The 18,860-nt window shown below is 63.4% G+C and carries 15 protein-coding genes; 5 read left to right on the top strand and 10 right to left on the bottom strand.

From position 1 onward, the window contains the following. Positions 1 to 2 precede the first annotated feature (2 nt). Complete coding sequence (gene ugpC / locus A9K65_RS10035; RefSeq protein ID WP_064995632.1) at positions 3 to 1,088, bottom strand: sn-glycerol-3-phosphate ABC transporter ATP-binding protein UgpC; 1,086 nt, start codon at positions 1,086 to 1,088, stop codon at positions 3 to 5. Between the two features lie 422 nt (positions 1,089 to 1,510). Beyond that, the gene (locus A9K65_RS10040; protein ID WP_198327575.1) at positions 1,511 to 6,526 is read right to left on the bottom strand and encodes an autotransporter domain-containing protein; all 5,016 of its coding nucleotides are present in this window, start codon (positions 6,524 to 6,526) and stop codon (positions 1,511 to 1,513) included. A gap of 57 nt (positions 6,527 to 6,583) precedes the next feature. Between A9K65_RS10040 and A9K65_RS35620 the strand changes: the two genes are divergently transcribed. The 3 genes from A9K65_RS35620 (at position 6,584) to A9K65_RS10050 (ending at position 9,706) form a co-directional block, all read left to right on the top strand. After that, positions 6,584 to 7,477: a hypothetical protein gene (locus A9K65_RS35620; protein ID WP_198327577.1), complete on the top strand. Its 894-nt coding sequence runs from the start codon at positions 6,584 to 6,586 to the stop codon at positions 7,475 to 7,477. A 160-nt stretch (positions 7,478 to 7,637) separates the two neighbouring features. Next, positions 7,638 to 9,014, top strand: a complete 1,377-nt coding sequence (locus A9K65_RS10045) for a HAMP domain-containing sensor histidine kinase (protein ID WP_064995635.1) — start codon at positions 7,638 to 7,640, stop codon at positions 9,012 to 9,014. Continuing rightward, positions 9,011 to 9,706: a response regulator transcription factor gene (locus A9K65_RS10050; RefSeq protein ID WP_013529766.1), complete on the top strand. Its 696-nt coding sequence runs from the start codon at positions 9,011 to 9,013 to the stop codon at positions 9,704 to 9,706. Before A9K65_RS10045 ends, A9K65_RS10050 begins: the two co-directional genes overlap by 4 nt. 176 nt (positions 9,707 to 9,882) lie before the next feature. On the opposite strand, the gene A9K65_RS10055 is transcribed toward A9K65_RS10050, so the two are convergent. From A9K65_RS10055 to flhA, 3 genes are read right to left on the bottom strand one after another with little or no spacing between them, the layout of a single operon-like run. Continuing rightward, positions 9,883 to 10,266, bottom strand: coding sequence for a hypothetical protein (locus A9K65_RS10055; RefSeq protein ID WP_013529767.1), 384 nt, complete (start codon positions 10,264 to 10,266; stop codon positions 9,883 to 9,885). A 2-nt stretch (positions 10,267 to 10,268) separates the two neighbouring features. Beyond that, complete coding sequence (gene fliR / locus A9K65_RS10060; protein ID WP_013529768.1) at positions 10,269 to 11,021, bottom strand: flagellar biosynthetic protein FliR; 753 nt, start codon at positions 11,019 to 11,021, stop codon at positions 10,269 to 10,271. Further along, complete coding sequence (flhA, locus tag A9K65_RS10065; protein WP_063168929.1) at positions 11,018 to 13,105, bottom strand: flagellar biosynthesis protein FlhA; 2,088 nt, start codon at positions 13,103 to 13,105, stop codon at positions 11,018 to 11,020. The genes fliR and flhA overlap by 4 nt, the downstream gene beginning before the upstream one ends. 147 nt (positions 13,106 to 13,252) lie before the next feature. Here flhA and A9K65_RS10070 point away from each other — a divergent pair, with 147 nt between their 5' ends. Together A9K65_RS10070 and A9K65_RS10075 are read left to right on the top strand one after the other, a co-directional pair. Beyond that, positions 13,253 to 13,552, top strand: a complete 300-nt coding sequence (locus A9K65_RS10070; protein ID WP_063168928.1) for a putative quinol monooxygenase — start codon at positions 13,253 to 13,255, stop codon at positions 13,550 to 13,552. A gap of 136 nt (positions 13,553 to 13,688) precedes the next feature. Then, positions 13,689 to 15,470 (top strand): chloride channel protein, encoded by a 1,782-nt coding sequence (locus A9K65_RS10075; protein ID WP_027161424.1) that lies wholly within the window; start codon positions 13,689 to 13,691, stop codon positions 15,468 to 15,470. A 22-nt stretch (positions 15,471 to 15,492) separates the two neighbouring features. On the opposite strand, the gene A9K65_RS10080 is transcribed toward A9K65_RS10075, so the two are convergent. From A9K65_RS10080 to flaF, 5 genes are all read right to left on the bottom strand, one after another. Then, positions 15,493 to 17,136 carry an MFS transporter gene (locus tag A9K65_RS10080; protein ID WP_063168926.1) on the bottom strand — a complete coding sequence of 548 codons (1,644 nt, stop codon included), beginning with the start codon at positions 17,134 to 17,136 and terminating at the stop codon, positions 15,493 to 15,495. 229 nt (positions 17,137 to 17,365) lie between these two features. Continuing rightward, positions 17,366 to 17,632 carry a flagellar biosynthesis protein FliQ gene (gene fliQ / locus A9K65_RS10085; RefSeq protein ID WP_013529773.1) on the bottom strand — a complete coding sequence of 89 codons (267 nt, stop codon included), beginning with the start codon at positions 17,630 to 17,632 and terminating at the stop codon, positions 17,366 to 17,368. 24 nt (positions 17,633 to 17,656) lie between these two features. Next, complete coding sequence (flgD, locus tag A9K65_RS10090; protein ID WP_013529774.1) at positions 17,657 to 18,064, bottom strand: flagellar hook assembly protein FlgD; 408 nt, start codon at positions 18,062 to 18,064, stop codon at positions 17,657 to 17,659. Further along, complete coding sequence (gene flbT / locus A9K65_RS10095) at positions 18,064 to 18,507, bottom strand: flagellar biosynthesis repressor FlbT (RefSeq protein ID WP_064995636.1); 444 nt, start codon at positions 18,505 to 18,507, stop codon at positions 18,064 to 18,066. The genes flgD and flbT overlap by 1 nt, the downstream gene beginning before the upstream one ends. Next, on the bottom strand, positions 18,504 to 18,851 hold the full coding sequence (gene flaF / locus A9K65_RS10100; RefSeq protein ID WP_013529776.1) for a flagellar biosynthesis regulator FlaF: 348 nt from the start codon (positions 18,849 to 18,851) through the stop codon (positions 18,504 to 18,506). The genes flbT and flaF overlap by 4 nt, the downstream gene beginning before the upstream one ends. Between the last annotated feature and the right edge of the window lie 9 nt (positions 18,852 to 18,860).

The following is an 18,860-nucleotide window of genomic DNA, read 5'->3' on the forward strand; positions in this document are numbered from 1 at the left end:
TCCTACTGATCGGTACGTGTTTGGAACCTCTGTCCGGTTTCTCCGTGAAAGAGATGGATGAGGCCGGGCTCGGCCGTAAGCCGGATGGTTTCGCCCGGCGTGAAGGAATGTCGTTCCCGGAAATTCGCGACGATCTCTTCGCCGCCGGCTGTCCGGCCGATGAGCTGCACTTCGGACCCGGTTGGTTCAACCACCGCGACGGTGACCGGAATGCCCTGGTCGTCGGACAGCCGCAAATGCTCGGGCCTTATTCCCAGCACCACAGGCTCGCCATTGGGGATGGAAAGTGCCGAGGCCAACGGGACTGAAATCCCCCCGGCGCCGCGGAACGAGGGTGAGCCGTCAATAGCGATCTCGCCCCTCAGCAAATTCATGGCCGGCGAGCCGATGAAGCTGGCGACAAAAAGATTGTTCGGCCGGTCATAGAGTTCCAGCGGCGGCCCTATCTGCTCGACGTTGCCGTCATGCATGACCACGATCTTGTCAGCCATGGTCATGGCCTCGATCTGGTCGTGCGTGACGTAGACTGTCGTGGTCTTGAGGCGCTGGTGCAGTTCCTTGATCTCGGCGCGCATCTGCACCCTGAGTTTGGCGTCGAGATTGGACAGCGGTTCGTCGAAGAGAAAGACCGCCGGATCACGCACGATCGCGCGGCCCATGGCGACGCGCTGGCGCTGGCCGCCGGAAAGCTGCCGAGGATAGCGCGCCAGCAACGGCACCAGCCCAAGGATTTCGGCCGCGCGGCGCACGCCTGCATCGCTCTCCGGCTTGGAAACTCCTTTGAGCATCAGCGAGAACGCCATGTTCTCGGCAACGGTCATGTGTGGGTAGAGCGCATAGTTCTGGAAGACCATGGCGACGTCGCGCTCCTTGGGCGCAACGTTGTTGACGACCCGTTCGCCAATCGCGATCTGGCCGCGTGAAATCTTTTCCAGGCCGGCGATCATTCTGAGAAGGGTTGATTTTCCGCAGCCCGATGGTCCGACCAGAGTGACGAACTCGCCGTCCTCGATGTTCACGCTGACCCCGTGCAGGATCTCGACAGCGCCGAATGATTTGTAGACTTCGCCAATTGCGACAGACGCCATCGATCCTCCCAACAAATTCCCGCGACGTCGTCGAAGGAACAACGCTTCCGCTAGCGACAGCCCTGGCTCCTCCCAGGCTCACGCTAGGCCGAAACGGTAGCGCTACCAAACCGGGCTGTAAAGCGTTTAGGGGAAAGCCGAACCTTGGGAGGGTCCGCTTCGCGCCACACAATCCTCCCAGCTGCTCCTGCGTCCGCTTCTGCGCGATCAAGTCCGGCACCTGCGGTCGCAGCGTTCGCCTTCATCACGGTTGCGCACGTCCTTGTAGGCTCGCTCCGACCGGCGGCGATAAGGCTGGCTTCCTGCCAGGCGCTCGCGAGGTTCGCTTCCTGGCGTACGACCGCCTGGGCGATGCGACAAGCGGATTGAATAGCCCCTTTTCCGTCAGGGGCAGTCATTCCGGAACGATCCTTCCCGCTTGATTAGAATTCCACGTTGAGTTTTGCATTGAAGCCGTTCTGCTGGACGCCGGAGCCGAACTGACCCTGGTAGGCGACGCTGAGGGTTGCGGCATCGGTCAGGTTGAGATCGAACCCCGCTTCGATGGCGGCACTGTCCTTGGCGATCGGCACGCCAGCGATCGTGAAGGCATCACCGGCAGAGAAGGCATGTGTGCTGGTCGGTATGACGTCGCCATAGGCATGGCGCCAGCCCAGCATGCCGCGCGCTGTGGCATTGATGGCGCCGAGCGTGAAGCCGGCGGAGGCTCTGAGACCAAGCGTGGTGAAGGTGGCGTCGGTGGTCTGGCTTGCACTGGTCAATGCCGCCGCACCGCCCTTTTCCGTGAAGCCGTCCGTATGCAGGTTGACATAAGCGAGGTTGGCAAAAGGCTCGAAGGCCGCGACTGGCGTATCGATGCGATAGCCGAGTTCCCCGAACGCCTGGAAGGTGCCAGCGTTGTAGTCGCCGCTCAGGCTGTCGGCAAAGCCGGGCATGGCCACCGAGCGCGATGTCTTCATGTCGTGCCACGTATAGGCAAGCCCGGAGCGGAAGGCGAGAGCGCCCCGCTGCGTGCCACCATAAAGGCCGAGATGATAATTGTCGCTCGAGCCTGACGAGGATCGGCCGTCGGCATCGAAGCTCGTGTGGCTGTAGCCAGTCATGATGCCAAGCCGCACATCCTCCGCGACAAGGCCGTCGACGCCGGTAAGAAAGCCGCCGGTGGAGGTATCGAGGCCCGCGGCATTGCCGTCGCCGTCGAAGGTGCCCCATGACCCGAAAGCCGTGCCCCAGGCGGCAAAGCGATCGGTGGTGGCAGGCGCCAGCATCGGACCGCCTTCGCCATAGGCCAGCACCGGCGTTGCCGGGATACCTACCCCCTCGAAGGCCGCGCGCAGGCGGTCATTGATGGCATCGCGGACAAAATGGCTGTCCTCGATCAGCGCCGATTTGGCGGACGCATGGATCTCGCCAGATAACGCATCGAAGGCTTCGCGTGCGGTTTCGTCGTCCGGCAGGCCGGCGATTGCATCGTAGATCGGGTTGCCCGGCCCGGCGCTTTCGGCGCCATTGGCGGTGGCACACTGGTTGCGGGTGCCGGCCACCTCGCAGAACGACACGTCATTGCGGGCAACGTCGAGATAGATATTACTGGCGTCATAGGCGAGTGCCAGGTCGACAAACGGGGCGTTCTGGTCGAACGCATCATAGGTGCCGGTCACGCCTTGATCCGCGCTCAGGATCGTGTAGCGGGTTCCGGCACTGTAGCCGCCCGGCGCCTTGAGCGCGAAGACGGTGCCACCCTGGATGGTGGCTTTGCCCGTCACGTCGATCAGGTCGGAATTGCCGGCCGGATTGATCTCGACTTCGTAGGTCGAGCCTATCTCCTGCGTGTAATCGCCTGACACATTCAGCGTGCCGATCGAATTGCCCGGCGTAATCGTGCCGCCAGAAGCGATCGTGGTCGTACCCACCGTTCCCGAACCGCCGAGCGTGCCGCCGGCTGCAACCGCAATGGCGCCAGCAATGCTTGCCCCGGAATGGCTGCCGTCGCCGACAACGAGCTTGCCGCCGCCGATGGTGGTCAGACCGGTATAGGTGCTGACGCCGTTCAGCGTCAGCGTGCCGGCGCCGGTCTTGACGAGGCTCCCTCCGATGCCAGTGCTGCCATCCTGGATGGCGCCGCCGATGGTGTCGTTCTTATCCAATCCGCCAAGCGTCAGCGACTTCGAGCCGAGAAAGACGAGACCATCGCCCGAAAGCGAGCCAATCGCGATACCGTCCGACGTCATTTCGGAGATGTCGACCTTTCCCCCCGTATCGTTGATGATCGCGGCCCCATCCGCGGTGTTGGCGCCATGGAAGCCAACGAAGCCGCCCTTGTTGGTGATGGCGGCGCTGCCGGCAGACGCGGTGTCGTAGAAGTCGAGCGTTCCTTGGATTGTAACGCCAATCGTGGCATTGGCGGCGCTCGAATTGCCGTTGAAGGACGTCCTGCTACCATTGCCGGTGATCGAAGCCGCACCGGCCGATGTTTCGTCGTTGAAGTTGATGCGGCTTTGGGTAGTGACGATCGTCGCCGTTCCCGCCGACGCACTGCCATCGAAGCGCATCGTTGCGTTCATTTCCATGACGATGTCGAGGCTCTCGGCGCTTGCATCATTGATGAAGCGGAGGTCACCGGCCTTGACATTCACCGGTCCGCTGCCCAGCGCGCCTGTCGTCGCCGCGGTGATGAATCCTGCCGAAACCGTCGTCCCACCGGCGTAGCTGTTGGCGCTCGAAAGCACCAGCCCGCCGGCCCCGGTCTTGGTGAGCGCGCCGGTCCCGGAGATGACGCCGTTCGCCGTCAGATTGCCATCCGTCCGGAACGTGCCGCCGGCCGCGCCGAGATCGACATTGCGCGCGGTCGTGAAGGCCGCCGTGTTCCGCAGCGTGCCGCCGTTGAATGTCAGGGCACCGCTTGCAGCGCCGAGATTGGCATCGGAAGAAACGGAAATAGTCCCGCCCAGAAGCCGCGTGCCGCCCTGATAGCTGTTGCTGCCTTCCAGGACGAGCGTGCCGCCTTCCGTCTTGCTGAACCCGCCCGCGCCGGTAATCGTCGTCGCGATGGTGGCTGCCGTGCCGGCCAGCACGCGGATCTCGGCATTGCCATCGGCGCTGTCGGAACCATCTATCGCGAGCGTGCCGGAACCTTCCAGGCGGTAGCCGCTGTCGACGAATTGCAGGCCCTTGAAGCTTTGCGCTCCTTCGACGGCGATCGTGCCGCCGTCGAAGCCGCCCGGTTCGTTCTTGAACACCGCATGGTTTCCTGCCCAGGAGACGAGAGTATCGCCGCCCTGGTTCAGCCATTTTTCGTTCGTGGTGTTCCAGGTCCCGTCGCCGCCTTGCCAGTGCTGCAGCGTGTCGTCGCCGGCCGCTCCGATGAAGAGGTCGACATTGCCGCCGCCCGCCTGGATCTCATAGCCGGCCGGATCGGAGAGCGGCGGCTTCGTGCCGATCTCCAGGCCGTTGTCGGTAAGGCTGCCGCCATAGGTCATCAGCCGGTAATAGCCGAGGCCCGCCGTGCCATCGCCCACGTCGCCGCTCTGCGCAAGATTGAGCGTACCGTCGAGCGTCAGATTGCCACTCACCCCGATGCGGTCGCTTATCCCCGGAGAGCCGGTTGAACCGCCTGGATTGCCGAATTCGTAATCGAGAATCGACCCTGAAGAGAGGCCCAGATTTCCGGCAACCGTCAGCGTACCCACCGAATTGCCTGGCGCGATATGCCCGCCATCGGCAACCGTCGTCGTGCCCACCGTGCCCGAGCCACCGAGCGTGGCGCCGTCCTCGACATTGATCGTGCCACCGAGGAAGCCGGCACTGGCATGGTTCCCGACAAGAAGCGTGCCGCCTGCAACAGTGGTGGCACCGGTGAAGCTGGAACTGTCCGCGGCCAAAACGGTCGTGCCGCTTTCATGGAGGATGGTCCCCAAGCCGGTCAGGGAAGGGCTGAAAATCAGATCGGACCCATCGGGATTTCCCAGATGATTGAACACAACCGTGCCTGTGCCAGCGCCAAAAGCTATCGATGCCGCATCAACCGTGCCGGCGGCCTTCGCCACTTCCCCACTTGCCGCACCGATGTTGAGCGTTCCGAATGATCCTGGCTGGGCCGCCAACCCAACGATAGCAGGACCCCCGGCAAGCGAAACCTGCCCGCCCTCCGACAGAGTCAGCGTGCCCTTGCCCAAGACGCCAACGGCAATGATGGAGTCGCCTGTCCAAACCGACCCGGGGCCCGTAATATTCACAATTCCGGTGGCTTGAGCATCCCAACCAACAATGGCGTTGTTGCCGCTGGAAACCTGCCCGCCATTTTCAATGCTGAGCGATCCATTGCCAAAGAGACCAACTGCGATGGCATCAACGAGTGTCCAACCCGAATCATTTCCGGAAATCACCGCGGAGCCAGTGCTGCCCGCGCCATACGCCACAACTCCCGAATCGTTGAAAACCTGACCGCCATTCTCGACGATCAAGCTCCCTTTCCCTTTGGAATCCCCATTGGAATCCCCGACCCTAAGGACGTCGGCAGTCCAGGTGGCCGACCCTGAAACTCTTGCGGTTGCCCACTCGTCCGGATCAGTTCCGTCAGTAGCAATGATCCCGGTAAAAGAGGTGAGCTGTGTGTCGATGTCGAGCGTGCCCCCCATGACGCCCAGGTTGCCCGCGAGGTCGGAAGCGTCGCCTGACAGCGTCAGCGTACCTGCGCCGGCCTTGCCGAAATGGCCGGGGCCGGTAATGGTCCCGGCATAGGTACCGTCGCTCGCCTGGTCGAAGACGACGGCGCCGGTGTTCACGCCTGAGAAGGTGAGATTGCCGCCGAAGCTGTTGGTGTCGCCGACCAAGGTGCCTTGATCGATGGTCCAGTCCTGCGCACCCGTGCCGGTCAGGGTCACGGTATTCGTCCCGGCCTTGTTAAAGCTCGTGAAGCCGACGAACTCGTCACTCGCGCCTACCGTGGCCGTATTCACGAGCTTCGAGACATCGAAGGCCGGTGTGGAAGGCAGCGTGTCATAGTCCCCGAGCATCAATGAGCCGGTCGCGCCACTCTCCACCACGACATTGCCGGTGATAATCGAGCCGTTTCGCAGGGAAAGCGTGTTGACGCCGCCGGTGAAGGTGATGGCGTTAGCCCGGCCAAAGAAAGAATCTCCCCCAGTAATCTCCCCAACGTTAAGCACCGCCAAATTGGCCCCAACGATGCCGGTACCACCGTTTCCATTGCTGGGCGTCAGGGGAATATAGCCGGCGGCGCCGCCACTGCCGGTTCCGCCAGCAGGGCCGTTAGAGCCGCCGGCATGGCCACCGTTGCCCTCGCCGCCAATGATCACTCCGCTGTTAAAAACCGTCCCACCATTTCTGAGGTCGATCGCTGCACCGGCGGATGCAGAAACCCCGGCGCGGCCACCGGTAATGCGACCGTCGTTGACGATGCTGCCAGAATCTCCCATCACAATGGCTGTTCCTCCGGTGGCTAAAGCCCCGCCCGTGCCACCGAGGACATCGCCATGGTTGGTCAAGTCGCCGCCGGCGTTCAAAACAATGCCCGCACCACCACCACCGCCGAAATTGGCGCCAGGATTGCCACCGTTTCCGCCAGCAACGGTGGCCGAGCTTTCAACAGTGATGGCGCCGTTGTTCAGAAGCATCATGCCGGCGCCCCCGCCCCCGCCGCCGCCGCCGCCGCCGCCGGCAAACGGGCCATTGCCATTGCCATCGCCGCCATCGCCGCCATGAACATCAGCCGTCACGGAAATTGCCGGGTTCACCTCTTCATTACGCACGCCATCGCCACCAGCGCCGCCGCCGCCATAGCCTCCGTCCAAAAAGCCGCCGCCATAGCCTCCATTGCCACCATTGAGGGGCGCGGAAATGTCGCCAGCAATGATATTGCTGTAACCACCGCCGCCACCACCACCGCCACCACCACCGCCACCGGAGCCGCCGTTGTCACCATTTCCACCGTCTGGAATGGCCTGCGTGCCGGCCGCCCCACCGGTCCCTGCATCCGGACCGTTGCCCGCGACGCCGGCGTCACCTGCATCGCCACCATCGCCGCCGTTGCTGTCTACGTCACCATCACCGCCCCTGCCTCCGGTCGCACCATAAAGAGCCTGTGCATGCGCCGGCGCCGTCAGGATGACTGGCAGCAGCAACGACCCCGCGAGCGCCGTGGAGCACAAAAGTACAAGCGGGCGTATGAGCGAGCGACGATCGCGAATTGTCATGGAATTCCCCCCGTGTGCCGCAAGCAACGATTCCGCGGCCGGCCCGATCGCCGAGCGTCCCGCGAAAATCATCGCTTGCCGCTGCGTCGGGTCGCGTGCGTCCGCCACGCACATCGCCCGACTGCTTCCTCACAATCCGCCCGGCGAAACCACCAAGACGATCGCGGCCGATGATAAAACGTCCTCTCCCGACAATTCCACCGATCAATTCTATTGAATTCTGACCAATTCTTGCACGGGCGGATCGCGCTTGCCTCCCCGCACAACTCCTGCGAGATTCAACATTTGGCGCATCGGGGGGTGCGGCAGGGGAACCCCGTGCGAATACTCGACCATGCTTGATCTGAAGACCGTTCTGGTTGTTACGTTTGCAACCGCAAGCCTGCAGGCCGTCACCTGGTTGTTTGTGTGGCTGGCGTGGCGCCGCCTCTATGAGTTGAAGTTTCTTGCGGCCGGCTTCGTCGCTATCGCGGCGGGGGTGCTGCTGATTCTCCTGCGTGGGGAGCAGCCGGCGGCCTGGGCCATCGTGCTCCACAACACGATCATCAAGCTAGGCCTGGTGTTGCTGGCCGAGGGTCTGGCGCGCTTTCTGGGACAGCCACGCTATACCTGGATCATACGCATTCACGCATCGACCTTCTTTACGGTCGTGATGATGTCGGTGATGTGTCTTGGGCTGATGCGGGACCGGACGCAACCAACCCTCCTGCGCTGGATCACGATCGGTGTGCTTGCCGAGTATATCGCGGCTAGCGTTCTCCAGAGCATCATCGAATACCGGCTGCCGGTCGATTTTCAAGGCGCCTCAGTTCTGGCCGACCGCAACGCTTGGTATCTGCTGCAGGGCGCGCTGTTCCTGATCGCCTTTTTCGGCTGCCTGCTGTTCATGGTCAGTTCGCGGCTGTCCTCTGCGCTGCTGGAGAAAAATATCGCCCTGTCGCGGGAGGTACGGGAACGACGACGGCTGGAAAGCCGGTTGAACGCGAGCCTGGCGGCCGAACGTGTGCTTCGCGACGAGCAGGCGGACTTCATGCGCGTCGTCAGCCACGAGTTTCGCACCCCGCTCGCCATCATCCGCAACGCGGCCGACATGATCGGCCTTGTCGGCCACAAGTCGCCCGAAGCGACACGAGAACGGATTGCCGGCATTGGCGAGGCGCTCGATCGCCTGTTTTCCCTGATCGACCGCTTCATGGCCAATGATCGCGACAGCGGGTTTCAGCCGGAGATGATACGTGTCGGTTTGCTTATTGCCGATGTGCGGCTGCATTTCGGGATGACCGGGCGCGGCGAGCGCCTGATCTTTACGGCGGATGACGACGCCGTTTCGCTTGTCGCCGATCCCGAGATGCTGGCGACCGTCCTGATCAACCTCATCGACAACGCGCTCAAATATTCGTCGGAGGACCAGCCAGTGGATATCGATGTGCGCAGCGAAGGTCGAAGTGCGGTCATTCGGGTGCGTGACCGTGGCATCGGCATTCCACAGGCCGAGCTTCACAAGATCGGCAGGCGCTTTTTCCGGGCCTCCAATACGATGGCGGGAACCGGAACCGGTCTCGGCCTCTATTCTTCGCGCAAATTGCTGGCCTATCACGGCGGCAAGCTGCAGTTGCTCGCCAACGACGACCAGGGCATTACGTCCATCGTCAGCCTGCCTCTGGCAGGCGAGGCAACGGATCGACTTTCGCCCGAGGAACTGACCGCATGACGCATATTCTGATCGTCGAGGACGAGCCCCGGCTGCGCAAGGATCTGGCGGATTTCCTGGAACTGACGGGCTTCACGGCCGAAGGCGTCGCCACGGCAGGGGAATTGCGCCAGACGCTGGCCAACGGCAGCTCGCCCGCTGTCATCATCCTCGATGTCGGGCTGCCTGATGGGAACGGGTTCGATCTGGCAACCGAAATCCGCAAATCACATGCCTGCGGCATCATCATGCTGACGGCGCTCGGTGACAGCGACGACCGTATCCGTGGCTTTGAGAGCGGCGCCGACATCTACCTGGTCAAGCACAGCACGCTGCGCGAGATCGACGCCGCAATTCGCAGCCTGCTGCGACGGACGGGAGCCCCGCCCGACTCTGCCAACGGCAGCAGCGATCGGTGGGTGCTGGACGGCACGAACTGGATGCTGATCGCGCCCAATCACCGTTCGCTTAAACTGACGGCGGCCGAGTTCGCCTTCATGAACGTGCTCTGCAACCGTAGCGGCGAAATCTGCCAGCGCGAGGATCTGGTGGAGCTTGTCGCCCGTCCCAGGTCGAACTTCGACAACAGGCATCTCGACGCAGTCGTCAGCCGGCTACGCCGCAAACTGGAGGAGCACATCAGCTTGCCCGCGCCGATCAAGGTCGTCTATGGCGTTGGCTACATCTTCACCGCAGCCGCCGCCGTGCAATGAACGTCTCTGCTTCCAGACCGAAGCATCGACTGGTCATGGCGCGGCAGGACCTCGATGTGCAGCCTGCAATGTCCGCTCTCAGGAAGCCACCATGCCCGCCCCTAAGACCGAGATTGCCGCCATTCGCAACCTGGTCAATGACGCTCACCGTTGGCCCATAGCGGAACACCCTCAGCTTACTCCTCGCCCTGCTTCTGCGCGATGATGTCGAGCCGCTCGCGGTCGGAGCGTTCGCGCTCGTCGCGGTTGCGCACGTCCTTGTAGGCACGCTCAACCATGTTGGTGCGGGCGGTCGCGGCGGCGATGAGGCCGGCTTCTTGCTTCGCGCTTGCCAGGTTCGCCTCCTGGCGCACGACCGCTTGGGCGATGCGGCGGTGGTAGAGATCGGGGAACAGGGCGGAAAGCGAATCGGGCTGGTCGAAATGGCCGACCAGTTCCCTGGCTTCAGCCTCGGCGGCACTGGCCGCGGCAAGGAAGGTGGCGTGGCGGGTTTCGTGCAGCGCCTTCAGCTGTTCCTGCACCTTGACCAGTTTCTTGAGGCGGTCCTTGCGCGTGCTCATGGTCATCTCGCCAGCGTCAGGTCGACGAAGCCGTCGACGAACAGCGACAGCATGGTGCCGACGGCGAAATAGAAGATGATCATGCCGCCGGCGATGATGAAGGGCTGGGAGATGAAATAGATCGGGATCTGCGGGGTCAGCTTGTTGACGAAGCCGATCGTCAGATTGACGAGAATGGCATAGGCGACGAACGGGCTGCCGAGGCGGATGACCAGGAAGAAGGTGTCCGACACCGTGTCGGTGACATCGACGAGGGCTGCCTGCGGGTTGAAGAAGATGTTGACCGGCGCGACCGTGTAGGAGGAAACCAGCGCGCGTATTATCTCGTGGTCGAAATCGAAGACGAACAGCATCAACAGCGCCGAGAACGAGATGATGGCGGCAAGGGCTGCCTGGGGTTCGGGCTCCTCGATCGCCGGTCCGCCGGTGCCGCCATAACCGACCAGCATGGCGATGGCCGAGCCCATGAAACGCAGGGCTTCCATGTAGAGCCTGGTCATGGCGCCGATCAGGCCGCCGACCAGAAGTTCCGAGATGATCATCGGCACAAGGATCTGCGGGCGCGGGTCGACGAAAGGAAAGATCTTGTCCCACAGGAAGGCGAGCAGGCCGCCGGTGGCGGCGACCGCCACGAACAACCTGACCTGGACCGGGACGCGGGCGCTGGACAGGCCCGGCATCAGCATGAAACAGGCGCCGATGCGGCAGAAGGCGAGGAACGCCGCGATGACGACGCCTTGCGACAGCACGCTCACGATATGGTTCCGAGCACCCTGATCTCGACGCCCTTGGCGATTTCGACGTGGCTGAGCACCGGCAGCGTGGTGAACAGCCGCTCGATGATCATGCGCACATAGGGGCGGGCGTCGGGCGCGGTGACGAGGACGAAACGTTCGCCGGCTTCCAGATATTTCTTGATCGCCTTGGTGGCGTCCTGGCCGAACTCCTCGAGCTGGCGCGGGTCGATGTCGAACTCGCGCACCTCGCCCTTGGCGTCGCGCTTGAGGCTCTGGTGGAAGGCGAGGTCCCAGCGGTTGCCGAGGCGAAGCACCTTCAGCACGCCGCCCTCGGACAGGTCGCCGCAAATCTGCTGGGCCATGCGGATGCGGACATGCTCGACGATCTGCTCGGTGCGGCGCACATGCGGCGCGATCTCGGCGATCGCCTCGATGATCAGGTGCAGGTTGCGGATCGAGACGCGCTCGGCGAGCAGCAGCTTCAGCACCGCCTGCAGGCCGGGATAGGAGATGTGCGTGGTGCAGATCTCGTCGGCGAGCTTGCGGTATTCCTGGTCCTGGCGTTCGAGCAGCGCCTTCATGTCCTTGTAGGACAGAAGCTGCGGCAGGTTGTTGCGGATGACCTCGGAGAGGTGGGTGAGCAGCACCGACATGTTGTCGGCGAAGGTGTAGTTCTCGCGCTTCAGATCCTCGGCGAAGGCTTCGACGACGGAATAGGCGCGCATGCCGAAGGCCGGCTCGCGGATTTCCTCGCCCGGTATCTCGGGTATGTCGCGATTGCCGAGCAGAACCATGATCTCGCCGACGCGCATCTGGTATTCGGCCACCACGGTGCCGTGCACCTTGATCTGGTAGCTCTTCGGCGGGATGGCGAAATCGTCGGCGACACGCACTTCCGGCACCACGAAGCCGTACTGGGTGGCAAATTTCTTGCGCATCTTGCCCATGCGGAAAACCAGTTCCTGATGCGACGTCAGCAGCCTTGTCGACAGCTGCTTGCCGATCAAGAGTTCGATCTCGGCGGTGGCGAGCGAAGCCTTGACCGAGTTCTTCTCTTCCTCGACCTTGGTCGCCTTTTCCTGGTCCTTGATCGCCTCGGCTTCGGCGAGGACCCGGTTGGCGCGCATCGGGATGACGTAGCCGAGGCCGGCCATGCCGGCGGCGAGCGCAAAGAACGGGAACAGCGGCAGGCCGGGCATCAGGCCGAGCAGCACCAGCAGCGATGCCGCGACATAGAGGGCGCGCGGGTGGGCGCCGAGCTGGCCGAACACCGCCTGGTTGGTCGAGCCGCGGGTGCCGCCCTTGGAGACGAGCAGGCCGGCGGCGAGCGACACGATCAGTGCCGGGATCTGGGTGACGAGGCCGTCGCCGACCGACAGCTTGATGAACACGTCGGCGGCTTCGCCCATGCCCATGCCGTGCCTGATGTAGCCGATGGCGATGCCGCCGACGATGTTGATGGCGGTGATGATGAGGCCGGCGATGGCGTCGCCGCGCACGAACTTCGAGGCGCCGTCCATCGAGCCGAAGAAGGAGCTTTCTTCTTCCAGTTCACGGCGGCGCAGCTGCGCGGTCTTGTCGTCGATCATGCCGGCCGACAGGTCGGCGTCGATCGACATCTGCTTGCCAGGGATGGCGTCGAGGGTGAAGCGCGCGCCGACTTCGGCGATACGCGTGGCGCCCTTGGTGATGACGATGAAGTTCACCACGATCAGGATCATGAAGACGATGAGGCCGATGACGAAGTCGCTGGCCATCACCAACTTGGAGAAGCCGGCGATGACGTAGCCGGCGGCATGCGTCCCTTCATTGCCATGCGACAGGATCATGCGCGTGGTGGCGATGTTGAGCGACAGCCGCAGCATGGTGGCGATGAGCAGCACGGTTGGAAAAGACGAAAAATCGAGCGGCCGCTGGATCCACAGCGCCACCATCAGGATCAGCACCGAAAGCGCGATCGAAAAGGCGAGGCCGACATCGATGAGAAAGGCCGGGATCGGCAGGAACAGCACGGCAAGTATGATGACGATGCCGATGGCGAAGAAGACGTCGCGGCCGTTCTTGGCGGCCGCGCCGGGCTGAATGCTTTCGCTGATCGCCATATCGTCCTCAAACCCCATAGACTGCCGAGCGCGCGACAGCCCTGTGAGGGTAATCCGCCAAGCTTGCGCGAGGGTGGGAGACTGGCTAGTTCGAACGATCATGCGCAGGTCGCCGTGTCGGCTAGCCTCGCCAGGAAAGGGAAACCCATGCTTCTGATCATCGGCACCATCCGCTTGCCGCCAAACAAATTTGAGGAAGCCAAGCCCGCAATGGAACGCATGGTTTCAGGCAGCCGCGCCGAGGTCGGCTGCATCCAATATTCCTATGCGCAGGATGTTTTTGATGCCGGGCTCATCCGGGTCACGGAAGTCTGGAGCGACAGGGCAGCGCTCGACGCGCACTTCGCCTCGCCGCACATTGCGGACTGGCGTGCGAGCTGGCCGGCGCTCGGCATAGGCGAGCGCAACCTCGTACTCTATGAAGCCGGCGAGCCCATGCCGACCTGAACGGTCCATCGGCCCGATCGATATCGCGTCCACTTGTCGCCAATGTGGTGTCTGTCGGCATTGTGGTTGCCATGCCGTGCCGCCGGGCGTATCAGGCTGGCTTTCCACTGCCTTTCGATATCGGCGAGCCGCCCCGGTGCTTTCCAGAAACCACAGCGAAGTTTACGCCCGCCGGCTGCGCGCGGTGCTGATCAGGTCGTTGCCCCTGCTCGAGGCACGCGGCATCGTGGTGGTCATCCTCGCCGGTGTCGTAGGCGTCATGGCTGGCATATTGGTCACGGCGATGAGCCAGATCGTGCAGGACCTGCACGGGCTGCTGTTCGGCGTTCAGCCTGGCGGCCGGCTTTCCGGCATGTTCTCGCTCGCCAATCCGATGCAGGCGCTGATACCGGCGATCGGCGGCATACTGCTGGGGCTGACGGTGGTCTGGCTCCGGATACGGAAATTCCGCACACCGATCGACCCGATCGAAGCCAATGCGCTCTATGGCGGGCGCATGTCGCTGACCGACACCTTCATCATCGCCGGCCAGACGATGATCTCCAGCGGTTTTGGCGCCTCGGTCGGGCTGGAAGCCGGCTACACGCAGGTTGGCTCCGGGCTGGCATCGCGGCTGGCGGGCATCTTCAGGCTGCGCCGCAACGATGTCCGTATCCTGGTCGGCTGTGGTGCGGCCGGCGCCATCGCCGCTGCCTTCGATGCACCGCTGACCGGCGCCTTCTACGGCTTCGAATTGGTCATCGGCATCTACTCGGTCGCCAATGTCGCGCCTGTCATGACCGCCGCGATCTCAGCCTCGCTGACCGCTGAAATGTTCGGCGGGGTGCCTTTCCCGCTCGAGCTTTCGGGTCTGCCGGCGCTCACCGCCAGCCAGTATGTGCCGTTCCTGCTGCTCGGGCTGCTCGGCGGTGCCGCCTCGATCGCCATCATGCATCTGGTGACGCTGATCGAGCGCGGTTTCGCCAGGCTGTCGATCGATGCGTCGCTGCGCCCCGTCATTGGCGGCGTCATCGTTGGCTTGTTGGGGCTGATCACGCCGCAGGTGCTGTCCAGCGGCCATGGCGCGCTGCATCGCGAATTCTCGATGAATTACGGGCTGGCCGTGGTGGCCAGCGTCTTCGTGCTCAAGCTGGCGGCGTCGGCGGTCTCGCTGGGGTCGGGTTTTCGCGGCGGACTGTTCTTTGCCTCGCTGTTCCTCGGCGCGCTGCTCGGCAAGGCGTTCGCGGATGTGATGCTTGTTATTTCTCCGGCAACCGGCATCGACCCTGCCGTCGCCGCCGTCGTCGGCATGACGTCGCTCGCCGTCGGTGTCGTCGGCGGTCCGCTGACGATGACCTTCCTGGCGCTGGAATCGACCCGCGACCTGACGCTGACCGGCGTCGTGCTGGCCGCCTCGATCATGTCGGCCATCCTGGTGCGCGAAACCTTCGGCTACTCGTTCTCGACATGGCGCTTCCATCTGCGCGGCGAGACCATCCGCAGCGCCCACGATGTCGGCTGGATGCGCAGCCTCACAGTCGGCTCGATGATGCGCAAGGACATCAAGACCATCTATGCCTCGACGACGCTGGCAGCCTTCCGCAAGGAGGTGCCGCTCGGCTCTGCCCAGCGCGTCATCGCCGTCGATGCGGGCGACCACTATGTCGGCGTGCTGATCGTGGCCGAACTGCACAGCGATCCGTCCGATGGCGAGGTGCCGGTGCGCGATCTCGCCAAATTCAAGGACGCGGTGCTGGTGCCGAGCATGAACGTGCAGGCCGCCGCGGAAACATTCCAGCGGGCGGGCGCGGAAGAACTCGCCGTGGTCGAAGATTTCACCGACCATATCGTGCTGGGCCTGTTGACCGAAGGCCATTTGATGCGGCGCTATGCCGAGGAACTCGACAAGGCGCGCCGGGACCTGTCGGGCGAGGGGTAAGCGGGCAAAAGGGGTTACGGGCTTAATGCTCGATTGGCCCCTTGGCCATCACAAGCGCCGTGCCGGCGGTGGTCGGGCGCTCGATCATGCGTCGTACGCGGGGCGGTTCGTCGCCGCTGTGCAGGGCCCGCACGCGTTCGCCGATGACGGCGTCGGCATGGGTGATGCGTCCATTGTGCCTGATATACTCGATCCAGGTCGGCGTGTGATAATGCTCGATCCATACGGTGGGATTCTCGAGATCGCGCGCCAGCGTCCAGTTGCGGGCGCCGTCACGGCGGCGGATGCGGCCGCGTTCGGCCATGATGGCGAGGAACTCCGGTTCGTCCTCGTGGCGGATCACATATTCGATCATGATGGCGATGGGACCACTGCGCGGCTTCAGGTCAAGCGCCAAATGCGGTTCCTTGAAGCGATTGAGCGGGTCGAGGTTGAGCACCTGCTGTTGCGGCAGCGGGAGCAAAAGACCGATGGCGCCGCCGGCCAGCATGGCGATGCTGGCGGCGATCAGCGCGGTTTCGGCGCCATGCGCGTCGGCGACGACGCCCCAGATCCAGCTGCCGAGCGCGATGCCGCCGAAGGTCGCGGTCTGGTAGACCGACAGCACCCGGCCGACCACCCAGCGCGGCGTCGCCATCTGCACCGTGACGTTGAAATGCGAAAGCGCGATCACCCAGCAGGCACCGCCGACAAGCAGGCCGAGCGACGTCTGCCAGGCATGCTGGCTGACGGCGGCATTGAAGGCGCAGACGGCGAAGCCGGCGAACGCACAGCGCACCATCGTCTCGCTGGAGAGCAACTGCCGCAGCCTGACGCTGATCAAGGCGCCGCCGACCGCGCCGATGCCGAAGGCGCCGAGCATGATGCCATAGGTAAGCGCATCGCCCTTGACGACGTCGCGCGCCACCAGAGGCAGCAACGCAAGCACAGCGCCTGCACTGAAGCCGAACGCAGCACCCCTGACCAGCACCTTGCCGATATTGGGCGACATGGCGACATAGCGCAGGCCGGCGCCCATGGCGGCCCCCAGCGACTCGCGCGGCAAGGTCGATACCGGCACGTTCGGCTTCCAGCGCGCCAGCACGACGATCAGGCCGATATAGCTCACCGCGTTCGCCGCGAAGGCGGCTGCCGCACCGGCGGCGGCGACGATGATGCCGCCGATCGCCGGACCGACGCTGCGCGTCAGGTTAAAGCCCATCGAATTGAGGGCGACGGCCGCCGGCACCTTGTTGCGGGGAACGATATCGCCGACGGAGGCTTGCCATGACGGGCTGTTGAGCGCGGTGCCGCTGTCGATCAGGAAGGTGAAGGCAAGCAGCGTCCATGGCGTGATCAGGCCCGAATAGGTGAACAGGGTCAGAAGCACCGACACCACCAGCATGAAGGTCTGGGCGACCAGCATCACCTTGCGCCGGTCGAAACTGTCGGCGATGGCGCCGGCGACCAACGCAAACAGCATGATCGGCAAGGTGGTCGAAGCCTGGACAAGGGCCACCTGATAGGGCGAGGTGGCGATCGTGGTCATCATCCAGGCGGCGCCGACACCCTGGATCAGGCCACCGAAATTCGAGACGAGACTTGCGCCCCACACGGCGCGGAAAATGCCGTGCCGGAAGGGCGCCAGCGCCGAGACGCTCTCGCTGTCCGGCTTTTCGTCAATCATTTGGGATTCCTGCCATGTCGTGCCTGCCCGTCAGACAATCCGTTTGCGCAGACCGTTTGCCGAAAGTAGGGCATGGCGCCGCAAAGGGCAAAAAAGCTCATGGTCCAACAATGGGATAGAGGCGGTCCAGGCCTTGTCTGCCGTGCGTGCGGAGGCGCCAAGGGGATCGGCGGCGTCTGTCTTCGGACAATTATGAACGGCATGCCGCGGCACGCCTTCCCAAAACAGGTTAGAACCCGTTCTGGATGCGCTCGAAGATGACGTTGGTGAAGGCCGATATCTGGCTGCCGATGAAGGGGCCGGTCAGCGCCACCACCAGCATGATAGCGACGATCTTCGGCACGAAGGTCAAGGTGATTTCCTGCACCTGGGTCAGCGCCTGGATGAGGGCGATGCCGATGCCGACCACCATGGCGACCAGCACCACCGGAGCGGACGCGACGAGCACCGTCCATACCGCGTACTGGACGATGTCGAGAGCGTCGGCCTCATTCATGGGACTGGCTCTCTGTCGAAAGCGTCAGCTTGCCGCCTTGACCGAAACTCCCGGACCGACCGCGACTTCGGTGCCGTTCTGCAGCACAGCGATGAGACCGTTGCTGGCGAGGCGCACCGAAGCCACGGTGCCCGTCGTTAGGCCGTCGGCGGAGGTTATCGAGCGCCCGATCAGTGCGTCGGCCTGCGACAGCGCCGAGGACTGCATGATCTGATTGAGCTTGGTGTTGGTCTGCACCGATTGCTCGACCTGCGAGAAGGTGGCGAGCTGGGCGACATACTGCGTCGAATCCATCGGCTTGGTCGGATCCTGGTTCTTCATCTCGGCGATCAGAAGCTTCAGGAAGGACTGGTAGTCGACCGCTGTCTTCGAGGTGGACGCGGTGGCCTGATTGGCGCCGGTCGGAATCGTCGTCGTCATGTCCACGTTCATCAGTATCGTGCTCCCACAGCCAACGGGCGCTCGGCACCCGAAATATCGTCATTGCCACCCAGCGCGCGGCGTTCGAGCGGATAAAGTGCGCGGATCGCCTTCAGCGCTTCGTAGATATGGTCCTCGCCGACCATGCGGTCGATCTGTTTCAGCGCGCTGCAGATCTGGCCGTCCTCGAAGCTTGCCAGAAGCAGCGGCAGCGAACGACGGAACATCTCGCGTGCGGCGGCGGCGCCGGCCGGGTTCATCAGCATGACCTGCAGGATGAAATAAAGCTGCTTGAGCGGTGTCGAGGCATCTTCGGCCTGGATCACGTGGTTTTCGAGCAGGAACTGGACGTCGTTCATCAATTCGACGGTGACCTTGCGGTCGACCCGGATGACGGCGCCGTTGATGTAGATCTTTTCGTTCGGCTTCAGCGATATCTTCAGCGTGTTGGTCATTGAATGCCGTCCCTGATGATCTGGGACACCTCGATCAGCCCTTCGAAATTGTTGGTGCGGCCCTGACGGATGTCCTCCGCCTCGCGCAGCAGCCACAGGCCGATGGAAATGAGGTTGGCGCGCAGTTCCTTTGGCAGGGCGTTGTCGCTGGAGCCAAGATCCTCGACGAAGGCGGTCCAGACGCGGTTGGTGAAGTGAAGCGCCTCTATCGCCTCCATCGAACCGTGGCCGGCCACTGCTGCCGCCGCCAGCATGTCGATCGAGCGGGTCAGAAGCTCGCGCTCGCGGTCCTTCGCGTCGGCAACGGAGTTGCTCTGGATGTCGGCGTAAGAGAATTGGTACATCGTTGGGGC

Source organism: Mesorhizobium sp. WSM1497 (assembly GCF_001672455.2).
In the GTDB taxonomy this organism is placed as follows: Bacteria; Pseudomonadota; Alphaproteobacteria; order Rhizobiales; family Rhizobiaceae; genus Mesorhizobium; species Mesorhizobium ciceri.

What these genes read in the sequence shown, in the direction of transcription:
- flaF (WP_013529776.1), bottom strand. Translation starts at nt 18,851, where the DNA reads ATGTACCAATTCTCTTACGCCGACATCCAGAGCAACTCCGTTGCCGAC.
- A9K65_RS10045 (WP_064995635.1), top strand. Translation starts at nt 7,638, where the DNA reads ATGCTTGATCTGAAGACCGTTCTGGTTGTTACGTTTGCAACCGCAAGC.
- A9K65_RS10070 (WP_063168928.1), top strand. Translation starts at nt 13,253, where the DNA reads ATGCTTCTGATCATCGGCACCATCCGCTTGCCGCCAAACAAATTTGAG.
- A9K65_RS10040 (WP_198327575.1), bottom strand. Translation starts at nt 6,526, where the DNA reads ATGGGAGATTCTGGCAGCATCGTCAACGACGGTCGCATTACCGGTGGC.
- A9K65_RS35620 (WP_198327577.1), top strand. Translation starts at nt 6,584, where the DNA reads ATGGTTGGTCAAGTCGCCGCCGGCGTTCAAAACAATGCCCGCACCACC.
- A9K65_RS10055 (WP_013529767.1), bottom strand. Translation starts at nt 10,266, where the DNA reads ATGAGCACGCGCAAGGACCGCCTCAAGAAACTGGTCAAGGTGCAGGAA.
- flbT (WP_064995636.1), bottom strand. Translation starts at nt 18,507, where the DNA reads ATGACCAACACGCTGAAGATATCGCTGAAGCCGAACGAAAAGATCTAC.
- fliQ (WP_013529773.1), bottom strand. Translation starts at nt 17,632, where the DNA reads ATGAATGAGGCCGACGCTCTCGACATCGTCCAGTACGCGGTATGGACG.
- A9K65_RS10050 (WP_013529766.1), top strand. Translation starts at nt 9,011, where the DNA reads ATGACGCATATTCTGATCGTCGAGGACGAGCCCCGGCTGCGCAAGGAT.
- flhA (WP_063168929.1), bottom strand. Translation starts at nt 13,105, where the DNA reads ATGGCGATCAGCGAAAGCATTCAGCCCGGCGCGGCCGCCAAGAACGGC.
- A9K65_RS10080 (WP_063168926.1), bottom strand. Translation starts at nt 17,136, where the DNA reads ATGATTGACGAAAAGCCGGACAGCGAGAGCGTCTCGGCGCTGGCGCCC.
- ugpC (WP_064995632.1), bottom strand. Translation starts at nt 1,088, where the DNA reads ATGGCGTCTGTCGCAATTGGCGAAGTCTACAAATCATTCGGCGCTGTC.
- flgD (WP_013529774.1), bottom strand. Translation starts at nt 18,064, where the DNA reads ATGAACGTGGACATGACGACGACGATTCCGACCGGCGCCAATCAGGCC.